Source organism: Moellerella wisconsensis, from assembly GCF_022592395.1.
In the GTDB taxonomy this organism is placed as follows: Bacteria; Pseudomonadota; Gammaproteobacteria; order Enterobacterales; family Enterobacteriaceae; genus Moellerella; species Moellerella wisconsensis.
This window is the reverse complement of the sequence record NZ_CP093242.1, coordinates 2,857,614-2,870,313: the sequence shown is the minus strand read 5'-3', so window position 1 is coordinate 2,870,313 and position 12,700 is coordinate 2,857,614. Positions and strand designations below refer to the sequence as shown.

General features: G+C 39.9%; 8 protein-coding genes. 6 read left to right on the top strand and 2 right to left on the bottom strand.

All coding sequences use genetic code 11. The features are described 5' to 3' along the window. Positions 1 to 379: 379 nt before the first annotated feature. Positions 380 to 1,375, top strand: coding sequence for a LacI family DNA-binding transcriptional regulator (locus tag MNY66_RS12595; RefSeq protein ID WP_047256912.1), 996 nt, complete (start codon positions 380 to 382; stop codon positions 1,373 to 1,375). Between the two features lie 207 nt (positions 1,376 to 1,582). Here MNY66_RS12595 and MNY66_RS12590 read toward each other — a convergent pair whose 3' ends face one another. Continuing rightward, positions 1,583 to 3,037 (bottom strand): glycoside hydrolase family 32 protein, encoded by a 1,455-nt coding sequence (locus MNY66_RS12590; RefSeq protein WP_241501010.1) that lies wholly within the window; start codon positions 3,035 to 3,037, stop codon positions 1,583 to 1,585. Between the two features lie 407 nt (positions 3,038 to 3,444). Here MNY66_RS12590 and MNY66_RS12585 point away from each other — a divergent pair, with 407 nt between their 5' ends. The 3 genes from MNY66_RS12585 to purT all read left to right on the top strand — a co-directional run bounded on the left by MNY66_RS12585 (position 3,445) and on the right by purT (position 6,908). Beyond that, on the top strand, positions 3,445 to 4,389 hold the full coding sequence (locus tag MNY66_RS12585; protein ID WP_047256910.1) for an aminoimidazole riboside kinase: 945 nt from the start codon (positions 3,445 to 3,447) through the stop codon (positions 4,387 to 4,389). A 254-nt stretch (positions 4,390 to 4,643) separates the two neighbouring features. Beyond that, positions 4,644 to 5,564: an EamA family transporter RarD gene (rarD, locus tag MNY66_RS12580; RefSeq protein WP_047256909.1), complete on the top strand. Its 921-nt coding sequence runs from the start codon at positions 4,644 to 4,646 to the stop codon at positions 5,562 to 5,564. Positions 5,565 to 5,729: 165 nt separating this feature from the next. Then, positions 5,730 to 6,908: a formate-dependent phosphoribosylglycinamide formyltransferase gene (purT, locus tag MNY66_RS12575; protein ID WP_241501009.1), complete on the top strand. Its 1,179-nt coding sequence runs from the start codon at positions 5,730 to 5,732 to the stop codon at positions 6,906 to 6,908. Between the two features lie 123 nt (positions 6,909 to 7,031). Here the strand turns inward: purT and MNY66_RS12570 are convergent, their stop codons facing one another. Then, positions 7,032 to 8,642, bottom strand: coding sequence for a GMC family oxidoreductase (locus MNY66_RS12570; RefSeq protein ID WP_241501008.1), 1,611 nt, complete (start codon positions 8,640 to 8,642; stop codon positions 7,032 to 7,034). A 672-nt stretch (positions 8,643 to 9,314) separates the two neighbouring features. Between MNY66_RS12570 and MNY66_RS12565 the strand changes: the two genes are divergently transcribed. Together MNY66_RS12565 and yjiA are read left to right on the top strand one after the other, a co-directional pair. Continuing rightward, positions 9,315 to 11,465 carry a carbon starvation CstA family protein gene (locus MNY66_RS12565; protein ID WP_047256906.1) on the top strand — a complete coding sequence of 717 codons (2,151 nt, stop codon included), beginning with the start codon at positions 9,315 to 9,317 and terminating at the stop codon, positions 11,463 to 11,465. Between the two features lie 217 nt (positions 11,466 to 11,682). Beyond that, complete coding sequence (gene yjiA / locus MNY66_RS12560; protein WP_047256905.1) at positions 11,683 to 12,651, top strand: GTPase; 969 nt, start codon at positions 11,683 to 11,685, stop codon at positions 12,649 to 12,651. The last annotated feature ends 49 nt before the right edge of the window (positions 12,652 to 12,700 follow it).

Below are 12,700 nucleotides of genomic sequence, written 5' to 3'. Positions count from 1 at the left end.
TAAATGTATCGATTATTTACATAAGGAAAATTTCTTATGCTGTAATGAAAAAATTGGCTAAATATATTTTTGCCTAATTGTATGAAAAACGACCTAATGGTGTTTTTTGTTTCTTATCAATGGGTTATGTTTATATTTTTTTACTCGCATTTTAAACTCAGAAATTGAATATTCATTATATGATAATTTGCTTTGAAGTGTATTAGAATATCGAAAAGTAACAGTCATAAAAAGTGATAATTGGTTTTATTTGTGTCGAATTATGTCTTAGAGGCGATAAGATTAAGGTTTAAAAATTATTTTCACGCGCGTTATCGTTAACATGCTAAAATCAAAGCTATACCCGATCACTGCTAACTGGCAAAAGTAGATAGACTCCATGGCTTCTTTAAAAGATGTTGCGCGATTGGCATCGGTCTCATTAATGACGGTATCCCGTGCAATAAATAACCCTGAGATGCTTAAACCAGAGACCTTAAAACTGGTACAAAAAGCAATTGATGAACTAAACTATGTCCCTGATTTTTCAGCTCGAAAAATTAGAGGAAAAAACTCTCGTATATCAACTTTAGGCGTGCTCGCTCTCGATACTGCCACCACACCATTCTCGGTAGAAATTATATTATCGATAGAACAAACAGCGAGGAAATATGGCTGGAGTAGTTTTGTGGTTAATATTACGTCAGGAGATTCGCCAGAAAGGGCAGTGAAACAAATTATCTCTCAACGCCCAGATGGTATTATATTTACGACGATGGGGCTGAGAGAAGTTATTATTCCAGATAGCTTGAATCATACACCTTTAGTACTGGCTAATTGCGTAGATAAAGAAAAACAATATCCTGCTTATATTCCTGATGATTATCATGGGCAATATCAAGCAATAGAAATGTTGATCAAAAAAGGTTATCGCCGGCCACTTTGTTTATATATTCCACAGCAAACGATGGCGGGACTGGTGCGTCGACAAGCCGCAGAACAAGCATGGCAAGATGCAGGGCTTTCTCTAGATAGATTAAAGCAATATCACCTTGAATGGGGTGATGAGCATTATTTAGATGTAATTGAACTGATTAATAATCATTGCCAGGGGGACCAAGCTGATTTTGATGTCGTGGTGTGTGGGAATGACAGGATTGCCTTTTTAGCTTATCAGGTATTATTGAGCAAAGGCTTCAAGATCCCAGATGATGTTGCGGTACTTGGTTATGATAATATGATCGGTATAGGGAAATTATTTTATCCAGCATTAACTACGGTAGAGTTACCTCATTATCAATTGGGTAAAGAAGCAGCTTTGCATATTATTCAGCAGCGTCAATTGCAAGGTATCCAATATATTGGCTGTGATGTGTTGGAACGGGATTCTTTATAGTTGTGAATATCAGCGCTTATATAGCTGTTTGGTTAGTTTAACAGCATTTATACGTGGATATTGGCGTGAGAATCTTTTTAGATAAACGAGATCATAATTAATACCGTGAAACACCCCGGATCGATACATAAGATCCGAGGTAAATTTAGTTTTTTAGTCTCTATATCGTACTAGCTTACGCTTACTGGTTCTCGAACATTAGCTTGGTCATTTAATTGAACCGGCTAATTCCCAGATATTTCCACTTTCTAATTTTGCTGGGCCATTAATCGCAAATATTTTCAGTGCACGTTGATCTTTTTTAGGATAAATACGGCTTGAGAAGGTTAATTCACCGTCATTGATGAAAATCTCGATACTTGAACGATCAATATAAGCACGAATTTTAAGTTTATCCGTTGCAGGTAATTCAGCGCTACGATAATCACTAATCACATTATCGGGATAATGTCTTTCAAGGATCAGGCGATGAGATTGCCCATCGATATAGAATTGTAATCCTTGGCCGAGCCAGAAACCAAATTTCTCGGTGGTGTTGTCTTTTAAATCCCATAACAGCTCAACCTCGCAAGACTCACAATTATCTTTGAGCAGTTGCGCGGTATTCTTAGATAATTCGATGGAGCTCACAGATTGATGTTCTTGACGCAAAGAATTTAATTCAACCACAGGCGTCATAATAACTTTATTTTCTTTGGTCAGAGTTAGTTCACGCGGCACAGTAAAACATCCAGCCCAATTATCGGCTTTTGATGGCATGCTACTTTCCCACATATCCATCCACGCTATCGCAATACGCCGGCCATCTGCTGCTTCAAAGGTTTGAGGCGCATAGAAATCATGCCCATGGTCAATTTCTTGGAAAGATTGTTCGATTGTGTACGGTTGTCCCGGAGCCCATTGACCAATAATGTAGCCACTTTGGAACATATTGCGGAATTGATAATTTTCAGGCTTTTTACCTTGAGGCGAGAATAAGGTGATAAATTTGTCGCCGAGAGGGAAGAAGTCAGGGCACTCCCACATATATACATTATTATCATCAGTTTTTGCGATAACTTGATAATCAGAACTCCAATTAAGCAGATCTTCAGTATTAAATAGTAGAACTTGGCCTAGGTCATTTTTATCCCGCGCACCAACGATCATCCACCAACGACCATCCTGAAACCATACTTTAGGATCACGAAAATGCATATATTCTTCAGGTGAAGGGATCACTACGCCTTTTTTCTCAAAATGAATTCCATCTTCACTGATGGCTAAACATTGAGCCTGATAGATTGCACTATCATCATGTTCTTTTTTAAGCCAAATATGACCGGTATAGAATAAATAGAGTTTTCCATCATGGCTAACGGCAGAGCCAGAAAAGCAGCCATCACGGTCATAATCATCACCCGGCGCTAATGCGATAGGTTGATGTTGCCAATGCACCATATCGCTACTGGTTGCATGCCCCCAGTGCATCGGCCCCCAATTTTCACTGAATGGATGATGCTGATAAAACGCGTGATAAGTACCATTGTGATAAATCAAACCATTAGGATCATTTAACCAACCGGCAAAAGGGGCTAAGTGATAATTTGGATAAAAATTAATATCTAATGTTTTTCTTAATTCATTAAGGGCAATTGTCGCTTTTTCAATACGTTGTTTCATAATCACTCCTCTGTATCTTCAGGGGGATTTAACTAAGGGCTGACTTAATGAATAAGACGTAGAATCCATTCATTACTCTCTATTATTTAGATGGTCTTTATTCGCCAGTCAGAGAATGAGATATCGATTTATTTCTCAATAAATGTTAACGTTAACAGGTGGTTTTGGCTAGTGTTATTTTTATTCATCTATTTAATCTAAATACCATAATTTCAGTATCGATCCGTTGCTTATTTAACTGCTTCGCCACTCAGTTTAAGATGATAACTGAGGCGTAAGAATATTAGAGCCTTCGTTTGCTGGTTTTCTATACCTCGGATCAATTTACTATCGTTTGAATTAAGTATAATTTTAATTCTAGTTTTTGGCTTGTTCTATATAAAAGAGAATAATCTCTGGGGGAATTTATGAAAGTCTGGACGTTGGGTGATGCGGTTGTCGATTTAATCCCACTGCAAAATATGCAATATGAAGCTTGTGCTGGTGGAGCGCCGGTTAATGTCGCGGCAGGAATTGCCAGATTAGGCCAGCAAAGTGGTTTTATTGGACGGGTCGGTGAAGATGCCTTCGGTCATTTCATGCAAAAAACGATGTTTGATATGGGCGTCGATACTAGTGCGATGGAATTTGATGAACAATATCGCACCAGTACGGTTTTGGTTTCATTGCATGAAAATGGCGAGCGCGAATTCTCCTTTTTAGTTTCTCCCTCAGCAGATCAGTTTTTAACTGCGAAAAATCTGCCTGTTTTTGGTAAAGATATTCTGCATTTTTGTTCGTTAGCCTTGGTTCATTCGGTATGCCGTGATTCTTTAAGTCGTTCGATTGAGGAAATGCGTAAGTCTGAAGGGCTGATTAGTTTCGATGTAAATATTCGCCCTCAAATGTGGTCTGATCCAGTGTTAATGCATCAAACTGTGGATGCCTTTGCGCGTCAATGCGATATTCTGAAATTATCAGAAGAAGAATTATTGTGGCTGACACAGTGCCCTACGTTATCTGAAGCCGTTGACAAATTGAATCAGTATCCTGCGAGTTTAAAAGTCGTCACCCAAGGTTCAAAAGGTTGTTTAGTCATTACCAAGCAACAGCGTGTTGCTATCAGTGCGTATTTAGTTGAAAGCGTAGACACCACAGGAGCAGGCGATGCTTTTATGGCTGGATTATTGGCGGCTATTGCTGAATACGGCGTGGCTAATGAGGCCGCATACTTTATGAAAATAATCACTCAAGCTTCAGCTTGTGGTGCATTAGCGACGACTAAAAAAGGGGCAATTGCTGCGGCGCCATCCCATGATGAATTGGCTGATTTTATTCGCCAGCAACCGCCACTGCATCAGCGCGAAATTTAATATTATGAATTGCTGGGGATCATGATGTTATTATCTTGATGCCCAGCACTATATTAATATAGTTTTTATTTTCCCCATTATTATCCAACGCTTACTCGCGTAGTTATTATGAGTTTATTTCCTCAGATAATTGGTTGTTTTTTCTACTATTCTTATAATTATAATCATAAATAGAAAGTGTCTCTTTCAGTGAGAAAAGAGTATTATAGTCAGTCAATTCTGTTATTAATTCATTTATTTCTGGATATCTAAATATGTTGTACCGCTCAGGGGTCGCACTGGCTATATTTTCTTATATTCTGTGGGGGATCACTCCGCTTTATTATCGATTAATGCCCGGCGCACAGCCGCTTGAGTTATTAGCTCAACGTATTATCTGGTCAATTCCTTTATTATTGATAATTAGATATTTAATAAAAAATAAAACGTTCTGGCAGCAAGTTTGGCAAGACAAGCGCTCGATTATTCTATGTTTATTCAGTTCTGCGGTGATGGCGGTTTCATGGAGCGCCTTTACTTACGCTTTAACTCATGGGCAAGTTTTAGCCGCTAGTTTAGGCTATTTTATAAATCCGTTATTTTCTATTTTGCTTGGGATGTTATTTTTACATGAGCGCTTGGCTATTGCAGAAAAGATGGCAGTTATGTTTATTTTAGCTGGGGTGGGTTATCAAATATTACAATATGGTGAATTGCCATTATTAGCATTAGTCATGGGTAGTGCCTTTGCAATTTATGGTTTAATTCGTAAATTTATTCGCTTTGATGTGATTACTTCATTGTTTCTCGAGGCATTATGGTTATTGCCTTTAGCAATCGTTATTATGTTTTGGCTGGATAATCAAGGTGAAAGCGCGGTTCTTAGTGGCGACTTTGAGATAAAATTGCTCTATATGTTGACGGCGCCAGTGACTATTTTGCCACTATTGTTCTTTACGGCAGCGATAAAACGTACCACCTTAACCGTTATCGGTCTCGCCCAATATATAGAACCTACAATTCAATTTTTATTAGCAATATTCTTATTCAATGAATTATTCGATAGTGTCAAAGGTGTAAGTTTCTCGCTAATTTGGATCGGGCTATTATTTTGTATTTTATCTTTATTCCATAAACGCTACATCGAGCATCATAAAAATCCGCCGTTTATTACTGGGCGCGATAAAACCCTTTAGATTATTTATAACTGAGAGTTCAAAAGCCAACAGTTTTATTGAAAAATAGCTAGTGTAAATAGATTTTGCGTTAGCTTTTTAGACAAAGTTTTCTATCTTAATAGCCAAGGCAAACGATTGCGTTTATACTTGGGCTATTATTTTGAGCATGGGAAATAAGACAAAATGGTTAAACTCGGAACTGCATTGTGTTCATCTGCGACAAAAGTCATGTTATTAGGCTCTGGTGAATTAGGCAAAGAAGTGGCGATTGAATGCCAGCGTTTAGGAATTGAGGTAATTGCGGTAGACCGTTATGAGCATGCGCCTGCAATGCATATCGCTCATCGCAGTTATAACATAAATATGTTGGATGGTGATGCGCTACGTGAGTTAGTTGCGCAGGAAAAGCCAGATTTTATCGTGCCTGAAATTGAAGCTATAGCGACTAAAACCTTATTCGCGTTGGAGCAAGCAGGGCAAAAAGTCGTACCGAGTGCTAAAGCTGTTTTATTGACTATGGATCGCGAAGGTATTCGTCGTTTAGCCGCCGAAGAATTAGGATTACGGACTTCAGAGTATCGTTTTGTTGATAGTGACGTAGAATTTGTTGCCGCCGCTAAGCAGATTGGTTTTCCTTGCATTGTTAAACCGGTGATGAGCTCGTCTGGCAAGGGGCAGAGTATTATTCGTAGCGAAAATGAATTAGCTGCCGCATGGGCTTATTCTCAGGAAGGTGGACGTTCTGGGCAAGGGCGAGTGATTATCGAAAAAATGGTTAATTTTGATTTTGAGATCACCTTACTGACCATCAATGCTGTGGATGGTATTCATTTTTGTGCTCCGGTCGGGCATCGTCAGGAAAAAGGCGATTACCGTTGTTCATGGCAACCGCAGAAAATGAGCGATAAAGCTTGGGATAATGCCCAGCAAATGGCCGAAAAAATTGTCCGCGCATTAGGCGGTTATGGCCTATTTGGGGTTGAGTTATTTGTGTGCGGTGATGAAGTGATTTTTAATGAAGTCTCCCCGCGACCGCATGATACCGGTATGGTGACTTTGATTTCTCAGAATTTATCTGAGTTTGCACTGCATGTACGTGCTTTTTTAGGTTTACCAATTGGTCAAATTCGTCAATATGGGCCGAGCGCTTCAGCGGTTATTTTACCGCAATTACATAGCCGAGATGTGACTTTCTCGGGAGTGGATAGTGCATTAAAAAATAATGTTCAATTGCGTTTATTTGGCAAGCCTGAAATTGCCGGTTTCCGCCGTTTAGGCGTGACATTGGCAACGGCTGATTCGATAGATGACGCATTATCCAGCGCAATAAATGCCGCGTCTCAAGTCGTGGTTGAAGGATAAATATTTTGAAATCCGTCGAAAGATAATATCGGCGGATATGAGCGTGTATAAAGATAATTAATGCTCAATGATTAATCGCTGAGCATTTATGACTACTACGATGATGATTAACCTCGATTAATTTTAATGCGCTTGATCTTCAATAATCATCGCTGCTGCACGCTCGGCAATCATAATGGTCGGCGCATTGGTGTTTCCACTGGTTATTTCGGGAATAACTGAGCCATCGACTACTCGTAGCTGATGTATTCCATGTACACGTAAACGCAAATCAGTCACGGATGTTTGCGGATCAGTCCCCATGCGGCAAGTCCCGACGGGGTGGTAAACTGTTTTGCAAAAATTACGTACAAACTCATCTAACGCCGCGTCATCTTGCTGTGCTTCGATCGGCGGCATTAATATTTCTGCACTCACTGATTTTAATGATGGTGATTGTAATAATGCTAAGCCAAATTTTACGGCGCGCTTACAGCCTGCTAAATCCTCGGGATCCGCTAAATAATTGGCATTAATTTTTAACGGCGCTGCTGGATCACGGCTGCGTAATTGGATGTGCCCGCGAGATTTAGGCTGCAAATAGCCCACTTTTAAGCTAAAGCCATGAATTGCAGGTAATGGTTCTCCGGGGACATCATCCCAGCTATCTAGAATTGGCAAGAAATGAACTTGGACATCAGGCCGACCTTGATTATTGGTATCAATAAATGCCGCGCCTTCTAGAATATTTGATGATAATACGCCGGTACGAAATGCTAGCCACTGTGCACCATGGCGTAATGCATTCAGTCCTTGATCTGCACCATATAGACTAATCGGCTGTTTGGTGCTCACATTGATTGACATATGTAGGTGATCATGGAAATTTTTACCGACCGGAAGATCGATAAGAGGATGAATATCAAGCTCAGAAAGATGATTTTTCGGCCCAATCCCCGACAGCATTAATAATTTAGCCGATCCCATGGCTCCGGCACAGAGAATAACTTCTTGTTGTGCGATGGCTTGGACTTTTTTCCCATCAGCGCCCTGATAAATCACGCCGATTGCAATACCATCGTTGATAATAATCTGATTTACTTGGGTATTTAATTTGAGAGTCAGTCGTGGGCTATTGCTGACGCTTTTTAGATAGCTCCGAGAGGTGCTGGCTCGCTCACCGTTATGAGTGGTCGTTTGGTAATATCCCACTCCTTGCTGATTTTCAGCATTAAAATCAATTGAATAATTTAGGCCATATTCTTGCCCGGCGCGAATAAACGCCATTGATAATGGATGCCGATAGCGATTCTCACTTACGGGTAATTGTCCATTATTACCATGATAGTTATTACTTAGGCTTTCATTATTCTCGGCATGTTTAAACCATGGCAGAACATCTTGATAGCTCCAGCCTTTACAGCCATATAGTTTTTCCCAGTTATCATAATCTTGTGATTGTCCGCGTAAATAAATCATTCCATTAACTGAACTGCTGCCGCCGAGAACTTTACCTTGTGCGATTTGCATCTGGCGATTATTGGCATGAGGTTCAGGTTCTGTTTGATAGGGCCAACTTTTTTTCTCAATAATTTTAGCGACACCAGCCGGCATTTTTATAAATAGATGATTATCGCTACCACCCGCCTCAATCAGTAAGACTCGAGCTGATGTTTGTTGGATTAACTGTGCGGCAACGACGCAACCGGCGGATCCTGCGCCAACAATAATATAGTCATAGCTATTTACATTCATTATGATTCTCGGTCTGTTTTATGTTGTTTTTATGTTGCTAATAAGTTACATGATTTATTTATTAATTTATAAATGAATATCAAAATATGTGATTTAATAAGCGTAAATTAGCTCATGTTTATGCCAATATTTGATCTCGATAGATTGCCGATAAGCTAGAGTCACAGAGTAGGAGGATATACTAAGGTTAGATAAAATTACTAATTAGCTTACTAATCATTAAATAATTAATAAGTTTGATTAATAAAGAAAATAAAGCGTTATTTGTTTAGCTTAAGATCAGAATAATCTTCAATGGTGCTGCTAGGTTGTAGATTAATGAAAATTAAATCAATTAAAATATATAACGACCGAAGATAATTGACTAAAAACAAACAATAAATTAACGAACAATGATAATTGTTAATAAAATAACATATTGAAAACAAAAGAAAAATGATACCTACATCACAGTTTTACCTCTGTTAGTGATAATAGAAAACCATTCATCAGTCAAAAATGACCGCTTAATATTATATGTAACCGTTCAGGCAGGCTCTGCGCTTTTTTAGCCTAGATGTTTCTATCATACGCACCATGGCAGAAACTCAATCTGATCTCAGAACACATACTAACTGAACTGCCAATACTGACATTAATTCACATGTTCGTTTTACCTCAGAAGGGTGTTATATGAACAAAAATGGTATCTTGAAGCACGTTCCCTGGATGATTTTAGGGATTATAGGTGCGGTGTGTCTGGGAGTAGTTGCACTCAGACGCGGAGAACATATTAGCGCACTATGGATTGTGGTTGCATCTGTTGCGGTTTACCTTATCGCATATCGTTATTACAGCTTATATATCGCTAAAAAAGTAATGAAGCTGGATGAAACGCGTGCGACACCTGCCGTTATTAATAATGATGGCTTGAATTATGTTCCAACCAATAAAAATGTATTGTTTGGGCATCACTTTGCGGCAATCGCAGGGGCGGGGCCGTTAGTTGGACCGGTGTTAGCTGCTCAGGTCGGTTATTTACCGGGGACATTATGGCTGCTAGCGGGTGTGGTATTAGCCGGTGCGGTGCAGGACTTTATGGTGTTGTTTATTTCTTCTCGTCGTAATGGCGCCTCATTAGGTGAAATTATTAAAGAAGAATTAGGTCCAATTCCCGGAACATTAGCTCTGTTTGGCTGTTTCCTTATCATGATCATTATTCTTGCCGTGTTGGCGCTGATCGTGGTTAAAGCCTTGGCAGAAAGCCCATGGGGTGTGTTTACTGTTTGTTCTACTGTGCCTATTGCGCTGTTCATGGGGGTATATATGCGATATATCCGACCGGGACGCGTGGGAGAAATCTCAGTTATCGGTATTGTGTTACTGATTATGGCGATTTGGTTCGGTGGTGTGATTGCACATGACCCATACTGGGGCCCAGCATTAACCTTTAAAGATACTACAATTACTTATGTATTAGTGGGTTATGCATTTATTTCTGCACTGTTACCGGTCTGGCTAATTTTAGCGCCTCGTGACTATTTGGCAACCTTCCTGAAAATCGGTGTTATCGTCGGTTTAGCTGTTGGTATCGTTATTCTGAACCCTGAGCTGAAAATGCCTGCGGTAACTCAGTATATCGACGGTACTGGTCCAGTGTGGAAAGGTACGTTATTCCCGTTCTTATTTATCACCATTGCTTGTGGTGCGGTCTCTGGCTTCCATGCGTTAATCGCTTCAGGAACCACACCAAAACTGCTGGCAAATGAAAAAGATGCACGTTATATCGGTTATGGTGCGATGTTGATGGAATCTTTCGTCGCTATTATGGCTTTAGTTGCAGCTTCAATTATTGAACCAGGTTTGTATTTTGCGATGAATACCCCACCAGCCGCATTAGGTATCACTATGCCTAATCTGCATGAGCTGGGAGGTCCTGATGGCGCGATGATTATGGCGCAGCTGAAAGATGTGACTGTTCACGCAGCTGCAACTGTTAGTTCTTGGGGCTTTGTTATTTCGCCTGAGCAAATTCTGCAAACTGCGAAAGATATCGGTGAGCCTTCTGTACTGAACCGTGCAGGTGGTGCGCCCACTTTGGCTGTGGGTATTGCTTATGTGTTCCATGAAATTATACCTGCGGCAAATATGGGCTTTTGGTATCACTTCGGTATTTTGTTCGAAGCGCTGTTTATCTTGACGGCATTGGATGCCGGTACACGTTCTGGCCGCTTTATGCTGCAAGATCTATTAGGTAACTTTGTTCCATTCTTGAAGAAAACAGACTCTCTGGTTGCGGGTATTATCGGAACAGCGGGTTGTGTGGGTCTTTGGGGATACTTATTGTATCAAGGCGTTGTTGATCCTCTGGGCGGTGTTAAGAGCTTGTGGCCACTGTTCGGTATCTCCAACCAGATGTTGGCTGCGGTAGCCTTAGTTCTGAGTACCGTGGTATTAATCAAAATGAAACGCGGAAAATACGTCTTGGTCACTATTTTACCGGCGGTTTGGTTATTGATTTGTACAACATGGGCATTAGGACTGAAACTGTTCAGTGATAATCCACAACTTGAAGGTTTCTTATACTTAGCTAATGTATATAAAGAGAAAATTGCAGCGGGCGGTACAGATCTATCTGCTCAGCAAGTTATCGATATGAACCATATTATTATCAATAACTACACCAATGCGGGCTTAAGTATTCTGTTCTTAGTCGTGGTTTATGGCATCATTTTCTTCGGTATTAAAACAGCAATGAAAGCGCTGAAAAATCCGAATCGTACAGATGCAGAAACGCCTTATGTACCAGTACCAAAAGAAGGTGTAAAAACTTCTTCACATTAATATTTGGTATTGATTAGTCAATGATAAATGCCCCTGCATGCTGAGTTATCACTGTGTGGGGCATTTTTTTATGGGTTATCTTGATGAAACTGTTTTATTTACACAGAAAGAGTGAGCACCGCTAAGGTCGTGATCTGTTTAATAGGATACAGTTATTTCATCATAATCAATCGGCGGGTTGAGCCAAGCCAAAAAAGAAGAGAGCTGAGGATAAGCGATGAAACCAATTTCTGTCACAATTTTAACCGGTTTTTTAGGCGCGGGGAAAACCACGCTATTACGTCATATTTTAAATGAACAGCATGGGTATAAAATTGCGGTTATTGAAAATGAATTTGGCGAAGTCCCGATAGATGATGAATTAATCGGTGATCGCGCGACGCAAATAAAAACATTAAGCAATGGCTGTATCTGTTGCAGTCGTTCCAGTGAATTAGAAGATGCACTGTTAGATTTATTGGACAGTGTTGATAGCGGCAAGATTGAATTTGACCGTTTATTGATTGAATGTACCGGCATGGCCGACCCAGGGCCTATTACGCAGACTTTTTTCTCGCATGAAACATTATGTGAGCGTTTTTTATTAGACGGTATCATTACCTTAGTTGATGCGGTTCATGCTGAAAAACAACTGAATGATTTTGCGATAGCACAAGCACAAATAGGATACGCAGACCGTATTTTACTGACTAAAACGGATATAAACTCAGACAACACGGTATTAATTGAACGTTTACAGCGTATTAATGCCAGAGCACCGGTTTATTCAGTAACGCATGGGGCCATTGATGTTGGTTTACTCTTTGATGTACAAGGTTTTATTTTAAATGATCAATTGAATATCAGCCAACCCAAATTACGCTTTGTACCCAAACAACAAAATGAAGTGCAATCAATAGTGGTCGAGCTCGATTATCCGGTTGAATTAATGGCGGTATCGCAGGTGATGGAAGAATTATTGCTAAGTTTTGCTGATAATCTATTACGTTATAAAGGAATTTTATCGATTGTTGATCAGCCTTGCCGGTTATTATTTCAAGGCGTTCAGCGTTTATACAGCGCTGATTGGGATCGTGAATGGCAAGAAAATGAGCCGCGTAATAGCGTGATGGTTTTTATTGGGGTTTCTTTGCCAGAGTCGCTAATCCGTCAGAAATTTGCCAGTTTAAAATTAGCTGAGCATTGATTCTAACAGTAATTGAGATCGTCATTATTAAGCCCAACAAGAAGGCGCT

Excerpts from the sequence above, each read along its gene's own strand:
- MNY66_RS12565 (WP_047256906.1), top strand. The coding sequence starts at position 9,315 with ATGAACAAAAATGGTATCTTGAAGCACGTTCCCTGGATGATTTTAGGG.
- MNY66_RS12570 (WP_241501008.1), bottom strand. The coding sequence starts at position 8,642 with ATGAATGTAAATAGCTATGACTATATTATTGTTGGCGCAGGATCCGCC.
- yjiA (WP_047256905.1), top strand. The coding sequence starts at position 11,683 with ATGAAACCAATTTCTGTCACAATTTTAACCGGTTTTTTAGGCGCGGGG.
- MNY66_RS12585 (WP_047256910.1), top strand. The coding sequence starts at position 3,445 with ATGAAAGTCTGGACGTTGGGTGATGCGGTTGTCGATTTAATCCCACTG.
- purT (WP_241501009.1), top strand. The coding sequence starts at position 5,730 with ATGGTTAAACTCGGAACTGCATTGTGTTCATCTGCGACAAAAGTCATG.
- MNY66_RS12595 (WP_047256912.1), top strand. The coding sequence starts at position 380 with ATGGCTTCTTTAAAAGATGTTGCGCGATTGGCATCGGTCTCATTAATG.
- MNY66_RS12590 (WP_241501010.1), bottom strand. The coding sequence starts at position 3,037 with ATGAAACAACGTATTGAAAAAGCGACAATTGCCCTTAATGAATTAAGA.
- rarD (WP_047256909.1), top strand. The coding sequence starts at position 4,644 with ATGTTGTACCGCTCAGGGGTCGCACTGGCTATATTTTCTTATATTCTG.